Below are 24,711 nucleotides of genomic sequence, written 5' to 3'. Positions count from 1 at the left end.
GGTCTACTCCTCGTCGTCCTCGGGCTTCTCCGCGTCGTTGACCTCCTGCTCGAGGCCGAGCTGCTCGACGAGCCACTTGTCGAACTCGATGGCTGCGCGTACCCAGCTGACCGTCGAGGAGACGAAGAACTCGATGTTGACCCCCGCGCCGATCAGCATCTGCGCCTCGCCGATGAGGCGGACGGTGCCGTCGTCGTGGGTGTGCGTGTAGACCTTCGGCCACAGCGTGCGCCGGTTCCAGTCGTCGATGGATTCCAGCAGCTGCGGCTTGACGTCGATCTGGTGGGGGCGGTCGTAGAAGGTCCGAACCGAGAAGACCGCCTGGTCCGCCTCGCCACGGAACATGAAGTACGTACGGAATTCCTCCCAGGGCGCAGCGAGGTCGCCCTCCTCGTCCACGACGTACTTCAGCTCCATCTGGTCGAGGAGCTGCTTCACGAGGTCCTGATCCGGGACGACGGGGCCCGCCGGTCCTTGGGGCTGCGGCTCGGGCTGGCCCCCGAAATTCGGAATCGAGGACGGGTCGATGGTCACCGTGATTTTCCCTTCGTACGGATCCTGCCATCCTCCCCCATCCGGGGAGGGGGGTGGCAAGTGCGACGGACGGTGTCAGCCCTGGGCTGACATGATCCTGACTGTTACAACGACTTGCCCGTCGCCGGCCCCACGATCAGCCCGTCCCCGAAGGTGTCGACGCGGATCGAGTCGCCGTCCTTGATCTCGCCGGAGAGGATCTCCTTGGCGAGGCGGTCCCCGATGGCCGTCTGGACGAGGCGGCGCAGGGGGCGGGCGCCGTAGGCCGGGTCCATCCCCTCGTCGGCGAGCCAGGTCAGGGCCGCGTCGGTGATCTCCAGGGTGAGGCGGCGCTCGGCGAGGCGCCTGGCCAGCCGGTCGATCTGGAGCCGGGCGATCCGGCTCAGCTCGTCCTTGTTCAGCGCCGAGAAGACCACGAGATCGTCGAGCCGGTTGAGGAACTCTGGCTTGAACGAGGTCCGTACGACCTCCAGGACCTGCTCCTTCTTCTCCTCCTCAGTGGTGATCGGGTCGACCAGGAACTGGCTGCCCAGGTTGGAGGTGAGGACCAGGATCGTGTTGCGGAAGTCGACCGTGCGGCCCTGGCCGTCCGTCAGCCGCCCGTCGTCGAGCACCTGGAGCAGGACGTCGAAGACCTCGGGGTGCGCCTTCTCCACCTCGTCGAGGAGTACGACGCTGTACGGCCGCCTGCGCACCGCCTCCGTCAGCTGGCCGCCCTCCTCGTAGCCGACGTACCCGGGAGGCGCGCCGACCAGCCGGGCCACGCTGTGCTTCTCGCTGTACTCCGACATGTCGATGCGGACCATCGCCCGCTCGTCGTCGAAGAGGAAGTCGGCCAGGGCCTTGGCGAGTTCGGTCTTGCCGACACCGGTCGGGCCGAGGAAGAGGAAGGAGCCGGTCGGACGGTCGGGGTCGGCGATCCCGGCGCGGGAGCGTCGTACGGCGTCGCTCACGGCCCGTACGGCCTCGGTCTGGCCGATGAGCCGCTTGCCGAGCTCGTCCTCCATGCGCAGCAGCTTCTGCGTCTCGCCCTCCAGGAGGCGGCCCGCGGGGATGCCGGTCCAGGAGGCGACGACGTCGGCGATGTCGTCGGAGCCGACCTCCTCCTTGACCATGGTGTCCTTGGCGGCCTCCTCTTCTGCCTCGGACGCGGCCTCCAGGTCGCGTTCCAGGGCCGGGATCTCGCCGTACAGCAGCTTGGACGCGGTGTCGAAGTCACCGTCGCGCTGGGCTCGTTCGGCCTGTCCGCGCAGGTCGTCGAGGCGTTCCTTCAGCTCACCGACGCGGTTGAGGGACTGCTTCTCCTTCTCCCAGCGGGCGGTCAGGCCCCGCAGTTCCTCCTCCTTGTCGGCGAGGTCGCGGCGCAGCTTCTCCAGGCGGTCGCGGGAGGCCGGGTCGGTCTCCTTGTCGAGGGCCAGCTCCTCCATCTTCAACCGGTCGACGGCGCGCTGGAGTTCGTCGATCTCGACAGGGGAGGAGTCGATCTCCATGCGGAGGCGGGAGGCCGCCTCGTCGACGAGGTCGATGGCCTTGTCGGGCAGGAAGCGGGAGGTGATGTACCGGTCGGAGAGGGTGGACGCGGCGACCAGCGCGGCGTCGGCGATCTGGACCTTGTGGTGGGCCTCGTAGCGGCCCTTGAGGCCGCGCAGGATGGCGATGGTGTCCTCGACGGTCGGCTCGGCGACCAGCACCTGCTGGAAGCGCCGCTCCAGCGCCGGGTCCTTCTCGATCCGCTCGCGGTACTCGTCGAGGGTGGTCGCGCCGACCATGCGCAGCTCGCCGCGGGCCAGCATGGGCTTCAGCATGTTGCCGGCGTCCATGGCGGAGTCGCCGCCGGCGCCCGCGCCCACGACGGTGTGCAGCTCGTCGATGAAGGTGATGATCTGGCCCTCGGAGCCCTTGATCTCCGCGAGGACGGTCTTCAGGCGCTCCTCGAACTCACCGCGGTACTTCGCCCCGGCGACCATCGCGCCCAGGTCGAGCGCGACCAGCCGCTTGTCCTTCAGGGACTCGGGCACGTCGCCCTTGACGATCCGCTGGGCGAGCCCCTCGACGACGGCGGTCTTGCCGACGCCGGGCTCGCCGATGAGGACCGGGTTGTTCTTCGTACGGCGGGACAGGACCTGCACCACGCGGCGGATCTCCTGGTCCCGGCCGATGACCGGGTCGAGCTTGCCCTCGCGTGCGGCGGCGGTGAAGTCGGTGCCGAACTTCTCCAGGGCCTTGTACTGGCCCTCGGGGTCGGCGGTGGTCACCCGGCGCCCGCCGCGGGACTTCTGGAACGCCTCCAGCAGCTTCTTCGCGTCGGCGCCCTGCCGGGCGAGCACCTCACCGGCGGCGCCCCCCTTGGCGGCGATCCCGATGAGCAGGTGCTCGGTGGAGAGGTACTCGTCCCCGAGCTCCTTCGCCTTCGTCTGCGCCTCGGCGATGACGGTGAGCAGCTCGCGGTTGGGCTGCGGGGGCGCGACGGTGGACCCGGTCACGCTGGGCAGCCCGGCGAGGACGCGATCGGCGCCCGTGCGTACGGCCACCTGGTCGGCGTCGACCGCGGCCAGCAGGTCGATGATGTTCTCGTTCTCCCGCCCCTCCAGCAGCGCGAGCAGCAGGTGGGCGGGGGTGAGGTCGGGGTGTCCCTCGGACACGGCGCGGTTGCTGGCCGCATTGATCGCGTCCCGGCTCCTGTTGGTCAGCTCGGCGTCCACGTTGCCTGTCTCCTCCTTGCGTCAGCCGTGACTCAATCAACATACGCAAAGTTGAGTCTATTCCACTCAAGGTTAGCGGCGGGAGCCCCGGGAGGTCCGGAAGTCGGCTAGATTCCCGGCCCATGGCCGCATACCCCCAGGATCCCGGCGCACCCGACGCGCCGTATCTCGCGTTCTGGCGCGAACGTCACCTCTGCACGCTGACGACCCCGCGTCCGGACGGCAGTCCGCACGTCGTCCCGGTGGGGGTGACCTACGAGCCCGAGGCCCGGCTGGCCCGGGTGATCACGAACAAGGCGAGCACGAAGGCGGGATTCGTGCGGGCGGCGGGCACCGAGGGAGCCAGGGTCGCCGTGTGCCAGGTGGACGGGGCCCGCTGGGCCACGCTGGAGGGCCGGGCCTTCGTCCGCACCGAGCCGGAGCGGGTGAGGGAGGCGGAGCGTCGCTACGAGGAGCGCTACGGGCGCACGCCCGCGCCGAACCCGTCCCGAGTGGTGATCGAGATCGAGCTGACGCGCGCGATGGGGCGAGGCTGACCCCCTCCGGCCAAGGCGGTTTCCGGCCAGTCGGTGCGGCCTGAAAAGTCCCGAAAACTGCAGCGGCGTCACCGTGTTCAGGTCACGGTGACGCCGCTGCGGGGGGAAGTACCTGAGCGATCTGTTACGACGGGGGAATCGCGTCAGGCACTGCGGGGGGTGGCTGAGATGGTGCGGGGGACGGCCTGCGGGGCCGACTCCGCGAGCTGGTGGTCGCGCTGGTCGAGGTTCACGAAGATCATTCCGTACCGGATGGCGCACCGTACGGGCTGCGGCGCCCCCCGAGGCCGTCGCAGGCAGCGGTACGCCCGAAGGTCACCGTCCTCGTCACGGGTGACGACGACCGGTTCTCCGAACACCGTCACCATCAACGAGTCACCGCTGTGGGGGATGGCGGTGACCAGGTCGATGAAGTGCCAGCCGGAGCGATAGGCGGTCGCCATCTCGCGACGGAACGAGCGGTCGTCGGGTGGGGTGGTCATGCGCTCTTGCCCGCCGGCGCCACCCAGCCGACGTCCTGGGCCCTGATCACCCAGCCGACGTCGTCCTGCGTGCCGTTGGTGTGTGCCGACGTGCTCGCCGCGTCGGAAGGGGTCAGCCAGCCGACGTCGAGAGAACCGGCCCCACCGAAGGCCAGCGCCAGAGCAACGACGGCAGTGGCAAGCACCGAGCGAAGCATTCTCTTATTCATGGTCGGCTTCGTCCTCACTTGATGGCTTCCTCTCCCCCGCGAAACAAGACGATGGCTCATTCAGGCACGTCAATGCCACACAAGGGATGCATCATGTTCCTGCACGTTCAGGACCCTGGGGGGTGGAGATTTGCCATCAAAGAGTACAAAGACGACACATCCTCATGGCATCACCGCGTTGTGTGCCGAGGGAACGCGTCTGTACGCCAGTGCGCTCGGCTCCGGACGCATCTCCCGCGACGAGGTCGAACCCGCTCCCTGTCTGCTCGAGTTCGCACTGCTCCACCCGGACCCGGACGACGCGAACTGGCTGCGCCCGGTTCCGCCGTCCGTCGCACTCGCCCAGCAGTTGCAGCCCCTGGAACGGGAGATCCAGGACCGCCGCCGGCTCAGCGTGGATCTCACGGACACGTTCGAGCCCTTCCTGGCCATCAGTGCCCAGAAACCGGCCACCACGCACGCGATCACCGTGTTGGAGGGTATCGACCGTATCCACGCCGCGCTGGACGGGGCCATCGCCGAGGCGCGCAGCGAGGTCCTGACCGTGCAGCCCGGCGGCAGCCGCCCGGAGCACATCCTCAGCCAGGCCCTGACGCGCAGCAAACCCCTCATCGAGCGCGGCATCTCCGTGCGCACCCTCTACCAGCACACCGTCCGGCACAGCCAGAGCACCTTCGCCTACATGGACGGCATGGCGGGCGCCAAGGTCGAGATACGGACGCTGGAGGAGCTGATCGAGCGGCTCATCATCTGTGACACGACGGTCGCCTTCATCCCCGCCCAGGACGACCGGCAGGTGGCGCTGGAGCTGCGTCATCCCGGGCTCGTCCAGTACCTCATCAAGGTCTTCGAGCAACTCTGGCAGCGGGCCACCCCGCTCCTGGAGGAAGTCACCTACGAGTCCACGCCCGAGGGCATCACCGGGGTGCAGCGGTCCATAGCGAAGCTGCTCATCGAGGGCCATGTCGACGAGGCCATCGCGCGGCGGCTCGGCATGAACGTGCGCACCTGCCGCGCCCACATAGCGAAGCTGGCGTCGGCCCTGGGCAGCGGCAGCCGGGCCCAACTGGGCTTCCTCATCGCGCAGTCGGGGATGCTGGACCGGGACCACTGAGGTGAGCGCCGATCACGGGAACGGGGAAACCGGCGCGGGCGAGGGCGGGCCGGTGGACCGGCCGGTGGGCGCGCCGCACCCGGAGCACGGCGTGGAGGAGCTGTGCGCCGCAGGGAGCCGTTTGTACGAACGGGCCCTGCGCGAGGGCCGGGTCCCCTCCGCGGACGTCCAGGAGGCGCCCTGTCTGGTCGCGTTCGGCCTGCTGCACCCGGCCGTCGACGCCCCGGGCCGACTGGAGCCGCTGGCGCCCGCCGTCGCCCTCCACCGCCATCTGCGGACCTCGGAGGACCGGATCGCGCGGGAACGGCGGCGCGAGGCGCAGCTCGTCGACGTGTTCGAACCGCTGCTGCGGCTCGGCGGCGGCCGTACCCCGGCCGGGAGCACGCCCGCGATCAGCCTGCTCAGCGGCCGGGACCCGATCAACCTGGCCATCACCCAGGCGATGGCGGACGCCTCCCGGGAACTCCTCGCCATCCAGCCCCACATCAGCTACGTCGGCAAGCCCGCGGCGATCCTCACCGACGCGATGGCCCGCGACCAGGACCTGCTCGACCGCGGCGGCCGTATCCGCTCGCTCTACCAGCACACGATGCGGTACGCGCCCACCGTGCTGGCGCGGTACGAGTGGCTGCGGGGCGACGTGGAGGCACGCAGCCTCGACGAGGTGACCGAGCGGCTGCTGGTCATCGACCGGACCGTGGCGTTCATCCCGGCGAACAAGGACCGCACCCTCGCCCTGGAGGTCCGTCACCCGGCCCTCGTCGACTACTTCGTCACCACCTTCGAGCGGCTGTGGCGGCTGGCCACGCCCATGTACCCCGAGGCCGTCCGGCAGCCCACCCTGAACGGCGTCACGCCCCGTCAGCGGGCCATCGCCGCACTCCTCGTCGAGGGCCACACCGACACCGTCATCGCCGAGCGGCTGGGCATGAACGTGCGTACGGCTCGCGTCCACATCGCCAAACTGGCGGCGACGCTGGGCAGCGAGAGCCGGGCGCAACTCGGGTACCTGATCGGGCGCTCGGGGATTCTGGAGCGGGAGGGGTGAGCGGTGTGGTCGCGGCCCTCGCCCGACCCGGCCGCCCCGTCAGCCGCTCGGCGTTCCCCCGCCCGGAATCGTGAGCCGCACCGTGTCTCCCACCCGTGGGGGGCCGTCGAGGCCGGCCTGGGCTATGCGGACGCCCAGTTGGGTGCGGCTGGCGGCGCCGAGGGTTTCGGAGAGGCGGGCGATGTGGGCGCGGCAGGTGCGGACGCTGATGCCGAGGCGTTCGGCGATGACGGCGTCCTGGTGGCCCTCGGCGAGGAGGGCGGCGATGGAGTGTTCGCGGTGGGAGATGCCCTCGATGCCCGGGGAGGGGATGGGTGCCGTCAGGGGGACTGCCAGGCGCCAGAGACGTTCGAAGACCGTCACCAGGTAGGTGATCAGGGCCGGGTGGCGCAGCTCCAGGGCCAGGGTGTGCTCGGCGTTGGCGGGGATGAAGGCGACCGTGCGGTCGAAGAGGATGAGCCGGTCTATGACCTCGTCGAGGGTGCGGGCCTCGACCGCGTCACCCATCAGCTCCAGGTAGTTGAGCAGGCCCTGGCCGTGCCGCGCCACGTGGTTGTACAGGTCCCGCATGCGCACGCCCCGGCCGCGCAGCGCCAGCGCCCGGTGCAGCCCCTCGGAGAGCTCGTGCTCGCGGCGGATCCCACCCGGCTGCACCGTCAGCACCTCCGTGGTGCACGCCTGGGTCGCCTCGTCCATCGCGGCCTGAATACGGGTCAGCCCGTCCAGGACCCGGATCGCCGTGCCCTCCCAGGCACCGGCCGCCGGTGGGTGGACGCCCAGACCGGCATACCGCTCCACGGCCTCCACGGCCGACCCCACCCGCCGCTGGCTGGCGCTGACCTCGTCGTGGACCGCGCGCAGCAGCCGCGTCATGACCTCCTGCGGGGAGGTCGGCACCAGCCGGTCCATGTCGTCGGGGTCCGGGTGGAGCATCGCGAGTTCCAGCAGGCACGGCACCGCGTCGGCCTCGTGCCGCGGCACCCTGCCCCGCCGTACCGCCCGGGAGTACACGCGCTCCCCGGCCTCGCACAGTCGGTCAGCACCGTGGGGGTGCCCTTCCGTCCCGTGCCCGGCCATCGACCGTCCCACCCCCGGTTTCCGCCTCTTCCGCAGCGCAACTATGCGCGGCCCGGACCTGCTCCGCAACACGGCGAGGGGTTGCCGACTGCTCGCCGGGGGCGTGCGCGAGGGCGGTTTAACTCGATCGTGTGATGGTCGACTTCCGAGCTTGCGCTGTTGTGGGCCGTTCGGGCTACGGTGATCGTTTGATCTGGGACGCCGGGTATGGCGTCGGCGTGCGGGGCCCCCGCTCCACCGGAGTGATGGTTCGGGGCCTCCCCGTCGCCACTGGCCGTACCCATCTGGCCAGGTCGCGCAGGGAACTGGCCTCCTGGGACCGGACCACGCGCAGGATGCGTGTCGCCGCCCCGGGGTCGAGTATGCCGGGGACCAGTACGTTCAAGACCGTTCGGGGCGTGCGGCTGAGCGGACTCACTCCTGCTCAGTCCACAGGAACGGTTCGCCCCGGTCCCACGTGAGACGGGGGCGAACCCCTCTTTCCCTGCTTCAGGTTTGCCCGCTTCGGGTTTTTCCTACTTCAGACCGATCGACGCGCAGGCCGTCTTGTACTTCGAGGTGCAGATGTCGGACACCTTGTAGATGCCGTCCGCGATCACCGTCGCGTTGATGTTGCTCTTCGTCAGGGCGACCACGGGGACCAGCTGCGCCGGGACGTCCTTGTCGGTGGGACTGTCGACCTTCTTGCGGGTGAGGGCGTCGAACTGGATGGCCTTGCCCTGGATCTTGGCGACGGCCATCTCCGCGGCGGCCTCGGCCTCGCGGGGGTAGGACTTGTAGACGCTCATGTACTGCTCGCCGCTGACGATCCGCTGCACGGCCGACAGCTCCGCGTCCTGCCCGGTGATCGGGGGCAGCTCGTTCACGCCCGCGGCCTCGAAGGCCTTGATGACGCCGCCGGCCATGGCGTCGTTGGCGGAAAGGACGGCGGCGATGTTGCCCTTGCCGATCTTGTTGATCGCCTTGGTCATGTTGGACTCGGCGATCTTCGGGCTCCAGTCCGTGGTGTCGAACGACTCGGCGATGGTCACCTTGCCGTTGAGCTCGGAGAGCGAGCCCTGCTTGAACTGGCCCGCGTTCGGGTCGGTGGGCGAGCCGTTCACCATGACGACCTTGTCGGAGGTGTCGGCGGTGCCCAGCGCCTCGATCAGGGAGCGGCCCTGCACCTCGCCGACGAGCTCGTTGTCGAAGGAGACGTACCCGTCGATCGGGCCCTCGGCCAGCCGGTCGTAGGCGATGACCGGGATGCCCGCGTCCTTGGCCGTCTTGACCATGTCCGCGATGGAGTGCGCGTCGACGGCGTCGAGCAGGATGACGTCGACCTTGTCGTCGATCATCTTCTGCATCTGGGTCTCCTGCGTCTTCGCCTTGGCGGCGGCGTTCGCGTAGACCGTCTTGCCCTGGTTGCCGGTGAGGGCGGCGACCTTCTTCTTGATGATCGGGTAGTCGAACTGCTCGTACCGCGTGTTCGTCTCCTCCGGCATCAGCACGCCCACCGTGATGTCGTTGCCCTTGGTCGGGCTGGCGTCCGCACCGTCCTCTGTGGCGCTCAGCATGCTGCAGCCGGCCAGCGAGAGGGTCAATGTGGACGCTGCCACGGATATGGCGATACGACGCATGCGGGGGCTCACTTCAGGTGCGTTCGGAAACATGGGTACGGCATGGTGACCCAGTGTCTGGAAAGACAACGCGGCGGTGACCGTCGGAGTCAAGCTGTCCCACTTAACGAGATGGCAACATCACCCTCCGCTTGTGGCGTGAAAGGGTCGAGGAGACATCGGGGAGAAGCAGTACAACCAAGCGTCATTCTCGTGAGTCGGGATCACGACGGGCTTCACACCCGTCCTGATCCCGACCAGAGGACCGAATGCATCCAGCCAGACGACGGGCGACGCCCGCGGCCGCCACCGCCGTCGTACTCGCCGCGACCGGCGGCCTGCTCACCGCCGTGGCCGCCGCGCCCGCCTCCGCCGCGCCCACCTGCACCTCGCCGGTCTACAAGCGGCAGTTCTACGCGAACACCAGCTTCACGGGCACCCCGAAGAAGACGGACTGCGACAGCGCCGTCGACGAGAACTGGGGCAGCGGCGCCCCCGCTTCGGGCCTGCCTGCCAACAACTTCGGCGTCCGCTGGACCGTGACGCGGGACTTCGGCTCCGGCGGCCCCTTCTCCTTCGCCGCCTCCTCCCGCGACGGCATCCGGGTCTACGTGGACGGGACCCGCAAGGTCGACCTGTGGAAGAACGTCTCGACGACCGTCTCCAAGACCGTCAACCTGACCGTCCCCGCCGGAAAGCACACCCTGCGCGTGGACTTCGTGAACTGGACAGGCGTCGCGAACGTCAAGTTCTCCTACGCCCCCCGCACGTCCGCCACCGTCGACAAGGTGCGCCCGCTGACCCCGACGGGCGTGACGGTCACCCACGACAAGGCGACGAACCGGGCCAAGGTCACCTGGGCGAAGAACAAGGAGATGGACCTCGCGGGCTACCGCGTGTACCGGCGCCTCAAGGGCGCCGCGTACCCGGCCAGGCCGCTCACGACGACCACCTCCACCTCGTACACCGACACCACCCTCCCCAAGACGGGCGCGACGTACTACTACGAGGTCCGCGCCTACGACAAGGCGGGCAACGAGTCGTCAGGCACCGCCGACCAGGCCGTCACCACCGTCGACACGACGGCGCCGTCCGCGCCGACCGGCGTCGCGGGCAACTGGCGGACCGGTGACGTCACCGAGGTGCGCCTGTGGTGGAACGACAACCCCGAGCCCGACGTGGCCGGCTACCGGGTCTACCGGTCGGCGACCTATCCCGTGGCGCTCACCGCCGCGAACCGGGTGAGCGGCAGTGCGCTGGTCCGCGACTGGTCCGAGACCCTCGCGCCGACCGGCGACTACTTCTACTACGTCGTCACGGCCGTGGACACCCACGGCAACGAGTCGGCGGCCTCCCGCGTCGTCGACGGCTCGACCCCCGATCACACGGCGCCCACCTTCGTCGCCCAGGACCTGAAGGCGGTCGACGGGGAGCGCGGGGTCACCGTCACCTGGTCCTGGAACCGGGACACCGACCCCGACCTCGCCACCTTCCAGGTGTACCGGGACGGCGCCCCCGTCGACCTGGCCACCGGCTACTTCTTCGACGGCGAGCTCGAACGCTCCACGGACCACACGTACTACGTCCGGGCCATCGACGACGACCGCAACTTCGGCCCCGCCTCCGCCCCGGTCACCGTCCACCACGTCGGTGACTACACGGCCCCCGGCGCGGTGAACGGCCTGACCGCGACAGCGCAGGAGAACGGCGTCCGGCTCGACTGGGACGACAGCACGGCCGACGACGTCCACCACTACGAGATCCACCGGGGCGTGTTCGCCGACGGTGCCTGGACGTACACGAACATCACCGCCGACATGCCGTACGGCACGGTGTGGTCCGAGAACCGGGACGCGAACCTGCCCGACGGCGAGCGCCTGCGGTACGTGGTCGTCGCCGTCGACAAGGACGGCAACGCCCTCGACCCCGCGACCTCCACGTCCGTCGAGGTGGCGGAGCTCGACCTGGTGCCGCCGGAGACGTACCCGGACGACACGGCCAACCTGTCGGTGGAGACCGACGACGCGGCGCAGGGCCCGATGGTCCGTGTCATCTACTCCGACTACCGCGACCCCCACGGCACGGCCACGGGCTACCACGTCTACCGCTGGGACCGGGCGACCGGCGCCTACGTACGGCTCACGGACGCTCCGGTCCCGACCGACGACTCGTACACGGACCTCACCGCCCCCACCGACACCACCGTCTTCTACAAGGTCACCACCGCGTACGCGGACGGCACGGAGTCGGAGCCGGCCGGCGACCACGTGCTGCGGGCCTCGGGTCTGACGGCCTGAAAGGCAATCGAGGCGTGAACGCGGGCGGGGCCGGGGTGATCCCCGGCCCCGCCCGCGTCCCGTGGGTGTCGCTCAGCGCGCCCCGGGGTCGTACTTCTTCAGCGACGCCTGCACCTCACCGGCGTACGGCCCCTCCCACCAGGGGACCGTCTCGACCAGCACCGGCTTGGTGCCGGAGGCGAGGACCAGGGCGCGGCCCTGGGGCATCGCGCCGAGGTCGGAGACCTGGAGGACCCGCTCGCGGCGCGTGGACTCGCTGACCGTGCGGTTGCCGGACCAGCCGCCGAACTCGGACTCGCGGCTCGTCTGGTACTCGCGCAGTTCGAACTCGCCCGCCAGCTCGCTCAGATCGCCCAGGAAGCGGGTGTCGGAGACGCCACCGCCGTAGACGCGGACGTTCGCGGCCGACCACAGCTTCTCCATGCCGCGCTCGCCCCAGACCTCGATGCCCTGCGCCCAGGACTGGAGGATCGTCATCAGGATGATGCCGCGCGAGCCGTAGTGGGAGTACAGGTCGGGCAGGGAGCGCCAGCGGCACACGTTGGCGGCCTCGTCGAGAACGCCGACGAGGGGCAGCGGGAGCCGTCCGCCGCGCTGGGTGGTGGCGTACTCCTCCGCCGCTTCGACGACCGCGACCGTAAGGGCGGTGACCAGCGGGCCCGCGCTGTCCCGTCCCTCTCTCGACAGGGAGTACAGGGTGCCGCCGGTGCGGACGAAGGCGTGCGGGTCGAACTCGGGGGCGTGCGGGTCGGCGGGCGGGGTCACCCAGCGGTTGACCTCCGGGTTGATCAGGCAGGACGCCATCTGCTGGGCCACGCCGTAGATGCCGCTGCGCTGCTTCTCGGGCGCGTTGATGACACCGGCGAGGCCGTCGGCGGCCATGGTGTGCCCGGCGCCGCGCAGGATCCGCTCCGGGGTGTCGTCCTTGGGGTTGGACAGCCAGGTGTAGATCTGCGTGATCGGCGCCTTCCCGCAGGCCGCGGCGAGCAGCAGGTTGGCCAGGAGGTCCTGTCCGGCCGGGTCGAAGAAGGCGTCGGTGGAGGCGCCCGCGTCCCGCGAGCCCGAGGCGAAGTGGTCGGCCATCTTGCGGGCCTTGGCCACGTCGGTGACGTACGACAGCGGGTTCCACCACCAGGTGGGCGCCTCGGCGGCGACCTGCTGCGGGTCGAAGACCCACACGGGACCGCGGGCGGACCGCGGCCCGCGCGTGCCGTCGACGATGTCCCGCTTGTTGGAGGTGACGAGGACGGCCCCGGGCCCGTCGAGGATCGCCGGTATCGCCCGCCGGGTGGTCTTACCGGTCCGCGGCCCCCAGATGTCGACGTGCATGTCCTCGTACGAGCCGTACAGCGGCTGCCTGCCCTTGACGGACCGTCCGATGAACACGCCGGGCGTGCTCGCCTGCACCCCGAGCCGCTCGGCGGTGGCCGCCGCGCCCTTCATGGTGAGCTTGCCGAGCTCCTCGCCCTTCGCGAGGTGCTGCGCCGCCCCGTCCACTTTGGGCTTGTTCCGGATCCGCTCACGCACCCGGTACACGGCCAGCCCGAGGACGCCGAGCACGACCGCCTCCCCGGCGGCGACGGCACTGGCCGCCGAACCCGGCCAGCTGTAGTCGCCCTTGACCACGGCCACGAGGAACGACAGCGGGTTGGAGGGCGGGGCGGGCGCGTCGGCGTACCCGGCTCCGATCTTCGCCGCCGACCAGGCGCCGGCGCCGACCAGGAGCACGACCGCGACGGCGATGACGATCTCGAAGGTCCAGTCGTCCTCGGCGCGGGGTTTCTTCTTCTGTTCTGCGGTCACCCGCGGTCCGTCCTTTCTGGAATGGCTGTCAGGCGCCCTTGGCCTTGCCCGTGCCGTCGCCCTCGACGGCGTTGGTGCCCTGCGGGATCGGGACGCGGTAGACACCGGTGATCTCGTCCTGGACGTCCCAGGTGCTGAAGGAGACCGTCCTGCCGGGGCGCGGGGCATGGATGATCTTCTTGCCCTTGGGGTCCCAGACCAGGCCCACGTGCCCGGACCTGCCGCTGCCCTCCGGCCGGAAGAAGATCACGTCTCCGGGCTGGGCCTGGGACAACGGAACCTCGTGCGCCTTGAGGTACGGCTCCTGCGCGTACGTCGTCGAGCCGATGTTGATCTTCCCGCCGCTGGCCATGTAGTACGCCCACTGCGTGAAGCTGGAGCAGTCGAAGCTGGTCGGGTTCTCACCCTGCAGACGCGGCGCGCCGAACACGTACGGGACGCCGATGCCGCGCTGGGCCCAGCCCAGCACCGCCCGGATCACCGGGTCGTCGGCGTCGGGCATCACGCCGGAGGCGCCGGCGCCGTCCGGAGGCACCGCCGAGCTGCCGTTCTCCTCGGCGCAGTCGGCGTACTGGGCGTCCTTGCCCGGCTCGTCCGAGCCCGGAACCGAGCCGTAGTCGGGGTTGGCGGTGATCCGGCCCTTCATCCAGTCGTCGGGGTCGACCATGCCCGGGCCCTGGTCCTGGCCGCCGACGAACGGGTTGTCGACGCCCGGGACGCGGACCTCCCAGTGCAGGTGCGGGCCGGTGACGTTGCCGGTCGCGCCGACCGTGCCGATCTGGTCACCGCGCTTGACCTGCTGGCCGAGGGACACCTTGATCGAGGTCTGGTGGGCGTAGAGCGTGATGACGCCGTCCGCGTGCTGGATCTGGGTCATGTTGCCGTACGAGCCGCCCGGGCCCGCGTGGACGATCTTGCCGTCGGCGGGGGCGTAGATCGGGGTGCCACTGGCCGCCACCAGGTCGAGGCCGGTGTGGTAGCCGAGGCTCCACATGTTGCCGGACTCGTGGTAGCGGGTGCCCTTCGTGTAGGTCCCGTCCTTCATGGGCCACTGCCAGTTCTTGCCGGTGGCGGGCTCCTTGGGCGCGAGGGGGAAGGACACAGGAGTCGCGCTGTTCGTGGTGGTGTACGCGGCCGGGGCCATGGCGGTGGTGCTGGACGCGCCGCCGTCGGCCAGCGGCGGGGTCGACCAGGAGCGGGGCGAGGTCGCGGCGATGCTGAGCGCCGTGCCGGGCTGGGCGTTGTTGCCGACCGGTTCGGGAATGTCCGAGCGCTGCCCGAGGGTGGGGAAGCCGGGGTTCTTCTCGATGGTTTCCTTCAGATGCGCGTACCACCGCTTGATGAGGTCCTGGTCCCCCGTCAGCACACCCCGGTAGCGGGCCGCCTGGGTGAGGACGACACGCGGGTAGATCGTGTTGGACGCGTTGGAGCCGGAGTAGGTCAGCAGCGCCTTCCAGGCGTTGGTCTCGGCCTTCTTGGCGTGCAGGAAGTTCGCGGCCGCCCAGGCGGCGTCGTCGATGTTGTACAGGTCCTTCTTGCCGTCGTCGTTGCCGTCGGCGCCGTAGTCCGTCCAGGCCGGGGGGCCGAACTGCAGGATGCCCATGTAGCCGAGGGAGTTCTTGCCGCCGGGCGCGGCCGACTTGTCCTGGCCGTACTTGGTCTCCTGGTACATCTGCCCGGCGATGAGCGTCCAGTCGAGGCCGTCGTAGCGGGCGGCGGCGCGCATCGCCGCGAGGATCATCTTCGGCGGTATCTCGTTGCGGGCCGTCTCGCTCGGCATGTACATCTTGCCGGCCGGCATGACCGGGTTGGTCGCCGCGGCGTCACCGGTGTTGCCGGCGTCGGCGTTGTCGGCGTAGTCGCCGCAGCCCGCGGCCACAGCACCGTTGCCGCTGCCGCCGATCAGGCCCATGAGCATGACGGTCACCAGGGCGACGCTGCCGAAGGTCAGGACTCCGCCGCTGCCGCCGATGATGAGCCACAGCTTGAGGTTGCCCTTGTCCTTGCCGTTGCCGCCGCCCTGGCCGCCCGACCCGGACCCGGCCTGACGGGCCTGCTTTGCAGCTTTGGCGGCCTTCGCCACCTTCGCGGCCTTCTGCGCTGCCGCCAGTACGGCGGGTGCGACCATGCCCCGCTCACTCCCCCGACTCGTCGGAGGCGCCCACGTCACCCAGGCCGAAGACGTCGAACCCGGAGACGAGCCACTGGCCGCCTTCGTCCTTGGCGGTCACCAGCCACTGGTTCGACTCGGTGGACTCCTCGCCGCCGACGCTGCGGGTGACCGTCACCTTCACCAGGCTCGAGATCGTCCGCCCGCTGCCGCGCACCAGGTCGTCGGAGATCACCGCGTCACGCTCGACCACGGCCGTGGCCTTCGACGAGCACTGCCCGGCCCGGCAGGTCGCCCACTCCTTGCCGCTGGGCAGCGCGGTCACCTGCTTCATCTGTGTGTCTTCGGTGGTGAGCAGGAGCAGCGGTGCGCCCCAGGCCGACGCCCTGCTGGTGTGGTCGTAGGTGCTGAGGCCGGCCATGTACTTCGTCATGACCGAATGAGCGTCGGCCACTTCGGAGAGCGCGACGATGGGTGTCGCGGCGCCGCCGGACGGCTCGTCGGTGTCCGACCCGGAGTCCGCGCCCGCGCCGTTCTGCCCGCCGGCCGTGGCGGCGGGTGCCGACTCCCCTCCGTCGCCGCTGCCGTCGTCACCGTCGAAGACGGTGAACACGGTGAGTACGGCGGCCAGGAGAACGCCGAGCACTGCCAGGGCCAGCAGTCCCGTGCGCTTGTTCTCCGCAGGCAACTCCACCTTCCCGCGCCTCCCTTTGTGCTGAGCCGGTACGGCGGTCGACGGGTGACCGGGACACGGTAGGTGGAGGCGGGCCGGGGGAGGCCGCCGCTTTCCCGGCCGGGAACGAGCCGGGAAAGGCGAGCGGAAAGTGCGGGAGAAGGAGGGAGTCGCGGACGGATGCGCGGCCAGGCCGGTGGCTCAGTCGACGTAGTCGGTGAGGAGGCAGCCGTCGACCTGGGCGGGCTCGTTGCGGTAGCCGGCCGGGGGGACGAAGTTCGGCGAGCAGTTGAGTCCGAGCGTGCCGGCCCGGACCAGTGCCACCTTCTGGCTGTCGCGCGCGTTCAGCATCACCGCGAAGTCCTGGCCGACGTAGTACTCCGTGTCCGTTTCGCCGTCCGCCCGCTGGTAATCCTTGTAGGCGGCCTGGAACTTGGCCATGTCGTCGATCAGCATCAGCTCGTGCACGTTGTCGGCCCAGCTCTCGCCGCGGCAGATCGCGCGGGCCTTGAGGGAGAACTTCTCGTTGCTCGCGGCGATCAGCGCGGCCCGGTCGCGGCCCTCGTCGTCCTTGTCGTCCTCGTCGAAATAGAAGAGGACGTCCTCCGTCTTCTGGCTGACACCCTCGCAGAGCGTCGCCGAGTTCACGAGCTGCACCAGCCCGTCCATGTCGGAGGCCTTCCCCAGCCCCGAGACGGTGCCGCTCCTTCCGTCCCCGTCCGCTCCGGCGTCCGGGACGGCCCCCGAGGCCGCGCCGCTGCCCGCCGTGGCACTGCCGCCCTGCTCCGTTCCACCGCCGTCGCCGTCGTCGCAGGAGACGGCTGTCGCGGAGAGGGCGAGGAGAAGCATGGCGGTGCTGAGCTGCTTGCTGACACGCATGTGAGTGCTCTGACTTTCTTCGGGTGGAGGGACGTCGCGGGCGTCGATGACCGCTGTGGTGGTGGGGCGGTGTCTCACTCGGGCCGGGCGTCCACCGGCAGCGGGTCGAACGGATACGCCGTGTGCCCGTCGCGCGGGGAGCAGGCCGCGAACGGGCCCGTGTCCGCGTCCATCAGGACCCGCAGGTGCGGGTCGGCGTGGTGCAGCCACCACGTCGACATGCCGAGCGCCGGGTCGTGCCGCAGGTGCTCCCAGGCCAGCCAGAGCGCGGAGAGGCGGGCGCCGGCCTCGGGGTGCTCCCACCACTTGGGGCACCAGGTGGCCGACGTGCCGTTGATGCGGCGGCGGATCATCTGGGCGAGGTAGTCGGAGACGAAGACGTACACGTCGGCGAAGTAGAACTCCGGCTCCTCGGGGGCGGCATCGGTACCGGTCATCGCTCCACTCCTGCGGGCTGCTGCTGGGGGCCGGGGCGGCAGGGTGAGGGCCGTGGCCGGGTTGAGGGGACACCGTGCCCGCCGGCCGGGCCGCGCGGGGCGGCGGGCCGGGCCATCGGCCGGTCGTTCGAGCCGTCAGGTCAGGAAGATACCGAGCAGCAGCAGCCCGACCACCACCGCGCCCATCACGATCCGCGCCGTCGGATCCTCGCGTTCCCACAGGTCGTGGACGACGGCCCAGCCGGTCATCCGGGCCGCGCGACCGCCCTGGAGGCGGTTGGCCAGGTGTCCCTGCTCGTCCTCGTCCTGCGCGTCCTCGGCGGGCCCGGCCTGCTCGGGTTCGGCGTCGAGGCCGACCGGCAGCCCCTGCTGCTCCTGCGCCACCAGCACCATCTGCTCGAGGAGTTCGGGAATGGTGTTCGGCGTGAGGGGATAGGCGTACGTCCCGTACGGCGTCTGCACGCACAGCCGGGACTGCCAGGGGTTGCCGGGCTCGTACCCGTCGACCCAGGCGTGCTCGGCCTGGAAGACCTGGGGGGCCTGCGGCACCTGCTGGACCGCCGGCGGCGCCTGCTGGGGCACGCCCCAGGTGCGCGGGTCGGGCTGCTGCGGGTGCCCGTTCTCGTCGCTCAACTCTCGTCCTTCGCAGGGTCCGTCGGGTCCAAGTACGGGTACGTCGGGCAGACGTGCCCCGCGCATTGTGGGCCGAGGGAAGTCCCCCGCACCGAGCACCTCTCCCGTCATGTCCCCGACACTTTCCCGGACGCTTTCCCCTGGACGGCCCCGCCGGGAATTCCCGACTCCCGCCGGGAAAAGCGACACCGGTGCCGTGACGGGTCTTTGTCACACTGCCAGCGCACCTGGCCGAGCCAGGGCCCGTCGTGCGGTGCGGACCGTGACCCGCCCAGGCGGACGGGGAACCGACTCGCTGGAGTAACCGACTCGATGACAGACCACAACGGGCAGCCCGGGTCCTTCGGTCCTCCCCAGCAGCCGCAGCAGCCGCAGCAGCCGCAGCAGCCGCAGCAGCCGCAGCAACAGGCGTGGCAGGCACCGGGGCAGGGGGGACAGCAGGCCCAGGGGCAGCAGCAGCCCACCGCCCCGCAGCCGTCCTACCCCCAGCCCCAGCAGCTCCCCTCCGACGCGGCCCGCGCGCAGGTCGCCGCCGCCTGGGTGCGCAACGCGCCCGGGCAGGCCGCCGTACCGACGCTGCCGCCGCGCGAGACGCGTCCGCAGGGCGAGTCGAAGAAGGAGAAGCGCGAGCGGGAGCGGGCGGCCCGCAAGGCCGCGTACGAGCAGAAGATGGCGGCGAAGGCGCAGCGCAAGAAGGGCGGCACGGCGACGGCCCCCGTCCCGACGCATGCCACTCCCGCCGCCCACGCGAGCACGGCACCCACCGCCCACGCCGCGCCTTCCCCCGCCGCCCACGCGGCAACCTCCCCCGCCTCCGCCCCCAAGGCCACCACGGCCACCCCGACCGCCCGCCCCTCCCGCGACTTCGACGTCCCCAAGCCCGGTGGCCGCATCGCCACCGGCGGCCGCCGGACACACGTCGCCCTGCGCGCCACCCTCCTCGTCACCACCTGCGTCTTCGCGCTGGGCTCGTGCGGTGTGATGGGGCTGATGGTCGGCAAGTCGTCCGGCCCCTCCACCGCCGGCCTCGACTCGGCCGACGCGGCCAAGTACCGGCTCACCGAGTTCCCGACGCAGCAGGCGGCGTCGTTCGCGGAGCAGTACGCGCTGCTGTGCATGACGTACTCCCCCGAGAAGGCCTCCGCGCGCCGCGAGAACCTCGCCCGGTACGCCTCCTCCGGTGTCGACCCGGAGTGCGGCTGGAGCGGCGAGGGCAAGAGCACCGCCATCTCCGCCTCCTGGGACGGCACGGCCGAGCAGCTTCCCGAGTACGGCGCCAACGGCCGTTACATCGGTGTGCAGGTCCGTACGACCGACGGCGCGCTCACCACGCTCACCGTCCCCGTGTACGTGAAGGACCTCAAGACCGGCGAGGGCATGCGCGTCGCCGGTGACGTCGGGCAGATGCCCATGCCGGCCCGCGCGGACGCGCCGGAGACCGACCAGGACGACGAGGTCGTGGACGAGGCGCTGTCGCAGCAGTTGCAGGAGAAGGTGCTGCCCGGCTACTTCGCCGCGTGGGGTGCCTCCGACGCGACCGCCATGTCCCGCTTCACCACGCCCGACGCGTCGCAGGCGGCCACGTCGGGCCTGGCGGGCCGGCTGCGGAACCCGGCCATCAACGACGTGGTCGCGCTGGTCCCGGAGAGCCTTCAGGACACCGACCCGTACGCCTACAAGGCGGAGCAGTCCGTCCAGGTGCGCGTGATCGTGGACTGGGGTGACCCGAAGGGCGAGACCATGCGCCGCTCGTACCGGATGACGGTGGTGAACACGGCCCAGGGCTGGTTCATCAAGGACATCCGGGGCGGTGTGCTCGACTCGCAGGGCGGCCGGGCCGACAGCGACGCCGACAGCGACACCGCGCCCGGCACGGGCACCGGCGCACCGTCGACGGACCCGACGGACCCGGCCGCCCCGAACGCCTCGGCACCCGCCTCCCCCTCCCCCTCCGCTTCCGCTTCCGCCTCCACCACGACCCAGTCGTCCAAGGGCCAGAAGCCCGGCAGGTCCTGACCGGGCCGGCGCCCGCCCCGGGCGCCCCCTCACCCCTTCTTACTCACCACCCGAGAGGAATCACCGTGTACGTGGCAGCCACCACCATGGAGGACATGTTCGGAGAGATCGAGACGATCCTCCGCAACGCCGGCACGATGGTCGCCGTCATCGCCCTCCTCATCCTCGGCATCCGCATGCTGCTGTCGATGAAGCGCGGCGACGGCATGCGCGAGGCCTTCCAGGGCTTCGGCATGATCGCGCTCGCCGCCCTGATCATCGGCGGCGCCACCGGCCTCGCCGGTGTGCTCATCGACCTCGGCGGCCAGATCGGCGGCGGCAACGGCTGACGCCCGCCCGGCCGACCGTAACGACGAGGAGATCGAGGGGAGTTCGCGGACATGAGTTCTGACGCTCCGGAGCCGCTGGTCGCGTACGACCACACCGACCTGGTCAACCGGCCGAAGCGGATCTGGAACTGGGGCAACATCCCGCTGCCGGGTCTGCTGCTGCCCGCGCTGGGAGCGGCCTTCGGATTCGGACTGCTCTGGCTGATCGCGCTGTTCACGCTGTCGGCGTTCCTCCCCTTCCTCGGCATGTCGATGTGGACGTCGGTCCTCTACTTCGGGCCGCCGTTCGCCGTCTACTTCGTCTGGGGCCGGCCGCTGCCCTCCGCGCTCACGCTGAGCCAGCAGCTGGTGGTGTGGGCCGACTGGTGGTTCCAGCCCAAGCGGCTGCAGGGCCTCGCCGCCGACCAGGAGCCGGAGGAACTGCACTGGCAGGTCATCCTCTTCACGCCCGGTTCCCCGCGCTGGCAGGCGCGTTACGAGGCCGCGCGCCGGGCGGCCGCCGAGCGCGGCAGCGCCTTCTCCGCCTCCCGCTGACCCCCGCACACCGATCTCGATTACCTCAGGGTGACTCCTCCATGTTCATGCTGATCCTTCTGGGCGGGGCGGCCGCCTTCTTCGTGGTCGCCATGATCATGGCCGCCTCGTCGAGCAAGAAGCAGGGCCAGGGCGGCGGCAAGAGCTCGTCCGCGTCCCGCTCCAAGCCGTCCGGCTCGTCGTCGTCCGGCTCGTCGTCCGCGTCCCGCCGCGAGGACCTCCGCCTCCCCTACCGCTACGCCGACGACATGATCTTCGTGCACGGCGACTCGGTGTGGACGGGCATCGTGCTGCCCAACGCCATCGACGAGTACCTGAACGCCGGCGAGCTGCAGGCGATGGCCGAGGGCCCGGCCCGCGGTCTGCTCAACCTCGCGCGCGGTGACCGCAACGTCGAGTGCCACTACCGCAAGGTCTACCAGCCGATCACCGCCCTGACCTGGGCGGAGGAGCTGAACGCGGTCGCCTGGGAGCCGACCGAGAACTACAAGGCGTACAACCTGCGCAAGGCGGAGTACCAGGAGCGCATCGGCGCCAAGCGGGAGCGCAACATCCTGCTGGTGAAGCTGGGTTCGCTGAAGCGGACCAGCGGGGGCGGCAGCGGTGTCGTCTCCCAGGACGACGAGCCGTTCGACGAGCCCGGGCTGCTCCAGGGCGTGCGCGGCACCGCCGACCAGGCCGCCGCCACCGCGACCGGCGTCGCGGACGAGCACCTCTCCCCGTACGTCATCGCGGAGTGGGCGCAGGTCGCCGGCGAGGTCCACGAGAGCCTGGAGGGCCTCAAGGGCAGCCCGCTCACCCGCGAGGAGCTGGTCTGGCTGATCCGCAAGCCGCTCCACGGGGACCTCCCGGTCCCGCCGGAGCCGGTGCTCGGCTCGCGCGCCTGGGGCCCCAACCAGTTCGACCTGGTCGTCGACTTCTCCGGCGAGAACCGCAAGACACACATCGTGCTGCACCAGTACGACGAGGTGACGGGCGAGCAGCAGACCAGCTACACGACCACCCTGGTCGCCGCGAACTGGCCCGCCGAGACCCGCTTCCGCCAGTCGACCGCCTGGGCCCGCTATGCCGCCCAGCACGTGGACTTCCCCGTCGAGATCGACATGCGGTTCACGCTCATCCCGTACCTGAGGTTCAAGGACCGCGCCGACAAGATCCGCGGCAACCTCGTCGACGAGATGAACGACATGGCCAACTCGGGCCGCACCCCCGACACCAAGCTGGGCAGCCAGGTCACCCGTGCCCAGGAGCTCGTCGACGACATCGAGGAGCACAAGATGCCGGGCATGGAGGCGCAGATCCGCTTCACGATCTCGGCGCCGGACGTGAAGGAGCTGGAGCGCCGCCGCCGCATCCTGGAGATGCAGTTCAAGCAGGACCTGAAGGTCACGTTGCTGCGCCCGACCCGTCAGCAGTGGCGTCTGCTCCAGTCCCAGCTCCCGGGCGACGCCCCGAAGCTGCCCATCGCTCCCTACCTGCGCCTGCAGGAGGTCGAGCAGCTCGGCGCCGGTCTGCCCACCGCGGGCACGGAGTTGGGCGACAACCCCGAGCAGCGTTCCGGCAAGCGCCTGGGCTGGGTCGGCAACCTGGTGGGCTGGGCGGGCAAGATGCCGGTCCACTACTCGCTGCACGTCGGCCCCGCCCGCAACGACGGCGGTGGCCTGGCGATCGTCGGCGCTTCGGGTGGTGGCAAGTCCTCCCTCGCCCTGCAGAAGTTCTACGAGGAGTCGGAGTCGGGCGTGCGCTGCCTGGTCATCGACCCCAAGACCGACTTCGCCCAGTTGTGCTACTACCTGGCCTTCGGCTCCCAGGTGAACGACCCGGCGTTCGCGGCCGACGCGGAGTCGGGCGTCCTGGGCACCCCGGCCAGCCACTTCCAGCCGGTGAACCCGGAGTTCTGGGCGGAGACGGAGGTCGTCGACCTCCTCAAGGGCCAGGCGGGCGTCCTGGACCCGTGGGTGATCGCGAGGGACGTCCCGGCCGGACGGCTGTTGGCGGAATCGATGCTGCGCGGCTTCCTCGGCGACGAGGACTACCAGCGCGTACGCCTCCCCGTCATCGAGGCGATGGCCACGGTCATCGGCCGCTACAACTCCGCGATCCGCCAGGCCGTCGAGCAGGGCCACACCGCCCGCGACGCCGAACTGGCCGTCCCCCGCCCCACGTTGTGGCAGGTGGTCGACGAGGTCGTGGCTGCGTACGACCACGCGGTCGCGTCCGGCGACCGGGAGGCGCAGAAGGACCTCAAGCTCGCCCAGATGCTCCTCACGGAGCTGCGCACGCTCCCCTACGCCCGCCTCTCCTTCGCGGAGCACCCGCAGCCGCTGTCCAGCATGCGCAAGCGCCGTACGGTCATCACCCTGCGCGGTTTCCAGTCCCCCGCGGCCTCCGACCCGCGCAACTGGAACCCGGCGGAACGCCTGGCGGCGACGGCCCTGATGGCGGTCGTGGAGCTGGGCAGCCAGATGCTCGACGTCGGCTACGAGAAGAACCCGGTGACGGGCGAGGTCGGCCTGCGCCCGAAGGCGCTGTTCGTCGACGAGGCGTACGTGGTCACCGCGACCGAGTCCGGCCGCGACCTGATGCGCCGCGCCCTGAAGCAGGGCCGCTCCTACCTGGCCGTCACCGTGCTGATCACCCAGCAGGCCATCGACCTGGTCCAGATCGAGGACTCCGAGGCCCGCAGCGGTGGCGCCAACCAGATCCACACGGTCTTCGCCTTCAAGCAGAAGTCCGCACAGGAGGCGTCCCTGGTAGCGCCGTTGCTGGGCCGCCCCGAGAACGACCCGAAGGTCATCGCCGCCCTCCAGGAACTGCGCACCGGTGTCTGCCTCCAGCGCGACGCCGACAAGCGCGTAGGCACGGTCGCCGTCGACCTCGTCTTCCAGGAGATCCTCGCCGCCACCGACACCAACGGCACCACCCGCCCGGCCCGCCAGGGCATCAACCCGCCGGTCAGCGTGTGGGACTGGACCTTCCTCCAGGAGGCGGAAGAGGACCCGGCCCGCACGGCGGCACCGGCGACGGCCGCCGCATGACCCCACCGGAAACCGTTCAGCAAGGCAAGGACACCATGCGATTCAAGCGAGCACTCGCCACCTGCGCCCTCCTCGTCATGTCGACGTCGGTGGCGGCCTGCGGGAGTGATGACGACAAGGGCAAGGACGGCGCCGGCACCGGCGCGAGCACGGCCGGCGCGAGCAGCCGGTCCGACGACACCGAGTCCGACGACACCGAGTCCGAGCTGCCCCAGGCAGCGGACATGGCCTCGATCGCGTACTACCTCAACAAGTACACGTCCTGCCTGGACCTGGAGACGGGTGACCGGTACGACTCCAACCACGAGGGCAGCAACGACTCCTGGGGCGTGGAAGAGGCCGCGGACCCGGCCTGGGGCATCAAGGAACGCGCCGTCTGCACGGACACGTCGGGTCACCCCATCACCCTGCTCACCGCCCCGGACATGAAGAAGTTCCAGACCGCCGTCAAGAAGGACGGCACCGAAGTCGCGGTCGGCCAGGACTTCGCCGTCATACCGGTCGGTGACCAGGCGGTTCAGGAGCTTGCCAAGTCCGATCTGAGGTTCCTGACCTGCGATCCGGACTTCTCGGCCCCGAGCGGATACACGAAGGAGCCGGCGCTCGTGGACGGCTGTGTGCTGAGCGACTACTTCCCCAGCTGATCTCCCGAAGGATTACAG

At 70.4% G+C, this 24,711-nt stretch carries 21 protein-coding genes; 9 read left to right on the top strand and 12 right to left on the bottom strand.

Translation table 11 applies throughout. The annotated features are described in order from the left end of the window. Nucleotides 1-3 precede the first annotated feature (3 nt). Together ACFYWX_RS04405 and clpB are read right to left on the bottom strand one after the other, a co-directional pair. Nucleotides 4-534, bottom strand: a complete 531-nt coding sequence (locus ACFYWX_RS04405; protein WP_389422436.1) for a YbjN domain-containing protein — start codon at nt 532-534, stop codon at nt 4-6. A 104-nt stretch (nt 535-638) separates the two neighbouring features. Beyond that, nucleotides 639-3,236: an ATP-dependent chaperone ClpB gene (gene clpB, locus ACFYWX_RS04400; protein ID WP_389422435.1), complete on the bottom strand. Its 2,598-nt coding sequence runs from the start codon at nt 3,234-3,236 to the stop codon at nt 639-641. A 122-nt stretch (nt 3,237-3,358) separates the two neighbouring features. Between clpB and ACFYWX_RS04395 the strand changes: the two genes are divergently transcribed. Further along, on the top strand, nt 3,359-3,772 hold the full coding sequence (locus ACFYWX_RS04395; RefSeq protein WP_389422434.1) for a pyridoxamine 5'-phosphate oxidase family protein: 414 nt from the start codon (nt 3,359-3,361) through the stop codon (nt 3,770-3,772). A gap of 143 nt (nt 3,773-3,915) precedes the next feature. Here ACFYWX_RS04395 and ACFYWX_RS04390 read toward each other — a convergent pair whose 3' ends face one another. Continuing rightward, nucleotides 3,916-4,254 carry a hypothetical protein gene (locus tag ACFYWX_RS04390; protein ID WP_389422433.1) on the bottom strand — a complete coding sequence of 113 codons (339 nt, stop codon included), beginning with the start codon at nt 4,252-4,254 and terminating at the stop codon, nt 3,916-3,918. After that, nucleotides 4,251-4,439, bottom strand: coding sequence for a hypothetical protein (locus ACFYWX_RS04385; protein WP_389422432.1), 189 nt, complete (start codon nt 4,437-4,439; stop codon nt 4,251-4,253). The genes ACFYWX_RS04390 and ACFYWX_RS04385 overlap by 4 nt, the downstream gene beginning before the upstream one ends. A 193-nt stretch (nt 4,440-4,632) precedes the next feature. Here ACFYWX_RS04385 and ACFYWX_RS04380 point away from each other — a divergent pair, with 193 nt between their 5' ends. Next, nucleotides 4,633-5,577, top strand: coding sequence for a helix-turn-helix transcriptional regulator (locus tag ACFYWX_RS04380; RefSeq protein ID WP_389422644.1), 945 nt, complete (start codon nt 4,633-4,635; stop codon nt 5,575-5,577). A 64-nt stretch (nt 5,578-5,641) separates the two neighbouring features. Next, nucleotides 5,642-6,625, top strand: coding sequence for a LuxR C-terminal-related transcriptional regulator (locus tag ACFYWX_RS04375; protein WP_389422643.1), 984 nt, complete (start codon nt 5,642-5,644; stop codon nt 6,623-6,625). A gap of 39 nt (nt 6,626-6,664) precedes the next feature. Here the strand turns inward: ACFYWX_RS04375 and ACFYWX_RS04370 are convergent, their stop codons facing one another. Together ACFYWX_RS04370 and ACFYWX_RS04365 are read right to left on the bottom strand one after the other, a co-directional pair. Continuing rightward, on the bottom strand, nt 6,665-7,702 hold the full coding sequence (locus ACFYWX_RS04370; protein WP_389422431.1) for a LuxR C-terminal-related transcriptional regulator: 1,038 nt from the start codon (nt 7,700-7,702) through the stop codon (nt 6,665-6,667). A 515-nt stretch (nt 7,703-8,217) separates the two neighbouring features. Then, entirely contained in the window at nt 8,218-9,321 is a 1,104-nt protein-coding gene (locus ACFYWX_RS04365) for a sugar ABC transporter substrate-binding protein (RefSeq protein ID WP_389422430.1), read from the bottom strand. Between the two features lie 248 nt (nt 9,322-9,569). Between ACFYWX_RS04365 and ACFYWX_RS04360 the strand changes: the two genes are divergently transcribed. Then, a complete protein-coding gene (locus ACFYWX_RS04360; RefSeq protein ID WP_389422429.1) occupies nt 9,570-11,597 on the top strand; it encodes a PA14 domain-containing protein in 2,028 nt (675 codons plus the stop codon). Between the two features lie 72 nt (nt 11,598-11,669). Here the strand turns inward: ACFYWX_RS04360 and ACFYWX_RS04355 are convergent, their stop codons facing one another. The 6 genes from ACFYWX_RS04355 to ACFYWX_RS04330 form a co-directional block, all read right to left on the bottom strand. Next, nucleotides 11,670-13,400 carry a type IV secretory system conjugative DNA transfer family protein gene (locus tag ACFYWX_RS04355; RefSeq protein ID WP_389422428.1) on the bottom strand — a complete coding sequence of 577 codons (1,731 nt, stop codon included), beginning with the start codon at nt 13,398-13,400 and terminating at the stop codon, nt 11,670-11,672. Between the two features lie 28 nt (nt 13,401-13,428). After that, a complete protein-coding gene (locus tag ACFYWX_RS04350) occupies nt 13,429-15,528 on the bottom strand; it encodes a peptidoglycan DD-metalloendopeptidase family protein (protein WP_389422427.1) in 2,100 nt (699 codons plus the stop codon). Between the two features lie 7 nt (nt 15,529-15,535). Next, complete coding sequence (locus ACFYWX_RS04345; RefSeq protein ID WP_389422426.1) at nt 15,536-16,204, bottom strand: hypothetical protein; 669 nt, start codon at nt 16,202-16,204, stop codon at nt 15,536-15,538. Nucleotides 16,205-16,384: 180 nt separating this feature from the next. Further along, complete coding sequence (locus tag ACFYWX_RS04340) at nt 16,385-17,062, bottom strand: hypothetical protein (RefSeq protein WP_389422425.1); 678 nt, start codon at nt 17,060-17,062, stop codon at nt 16,385-16,387. Between the two features lie 74 nt (nt 17,063-17,136). After that, complete coding sequence (locus ACFYWX_RS04335; RefSeq protein WP_389422424.1) at nt 17,137-17,499, bottom strand: DUF4913 domain-containing protein; 363 nt, start codon at nt 17,497-17,499, stop codon at nt 17,137-17,139. 135 nt (nt 17,500-17,634) lie between these two features. Continuing rightward, nucleotides 17,635-18,132 carry a hypothetical protein gene (locus ACFYWX_RS04330; protein ID WP_389422423.1) on the bottom strand — a complete coding sequence of 166 codons (498 nt, stop codon included), beginning with the start codon at nt 18,130-18,132 and terminating at the stop codon, nt 17,635-17,637. Nucleotides 18,133-18,444: 312 nt separating this feature from the next. Between ACFYWX_RS04330 and ACFYWX_RS04325 the strand changes: the two genes are divergently transcribed. From ACFYWX_RS04325 to ACFYWX_RS04305, 5 genes are all read left to right on the top strand, one after another. Further along, nucleotides 18,445-20,148, top strand: coding sequence for a conjugal transfer protein (locus tag ACFYWX_RS04325; protein ID WP_389422422.1), 1,704 nt, complete (start codon nt 18,445-18,447; stop codon nt 20,146-20,148). Nucleotides 20,149-20,219: 71 nt separating this feature from the next. Beyond that, nucleotides 20,220-20,477: a hypothetical protein gene (locus ACFYWX_RS04320; protein ID WP_389422421.1), complete on the top strand. Its 258-nt coding sequence runs from the start codon at nt 20,220-20,222 to the stop codon at nt 20,475-20,477. Nucleotides 20,478-20,528: 51 nt separating this feature from the next. Continuing rightward, a complete protein-coding gene (locus ACFYWX_RS04315) occupies nt 20,529-21,011 on the top strand; it encodes a hypothetical protein (RefSeq protein ID WP_389422420.1) in 483 nt (160 codons plus the stop codon). A gap of 41 nt (nt 21,012-21,052) precedes the next feature. Beyond that, nucleotides 21,053-24,049 carry an ATP-binding protein gene (locus ACFYWX_RS04310; RefSeq protein ID WP_389422419.1) on the top strand — a complete coding sequence of 999 codons (2,997 nt, stop codon included), beginning with the start codon at nt 21,053-21,055 and terminating at the stop codon, nt 24,047-24,049. Nucleotides 24,050-24,084: 35 nt separating this feature from the next. Then, nucleotides 24,085-24,693 carry a hypothetical protein gene (locus ACFYWX_RS04305; protein ID WP_389422418.1) on the top strand — a complete coding sequence of 203 codons (609 nt, stop codon included), beginning with the start codon at nt 24,085-24,087 and terminating at the stop codon, nt 24,691-24,693. Nucleotides 24,694-24,711: the final 18 nt, after the last annotated feature.

This window comes from Streptomyces sp. NPDC002888 (assembly GCF_042888465.1).
GTDB lineage: Bacteria > Actinomycetota > Actinomycetes > Streptomycetales > Streptomycetaceae > Streptomyces.
The sequence above is the reverse complement of the archived record's forward strand: the minus strand, read 5'-3'. Positions and strand labels throughout refer to the sequence as shown.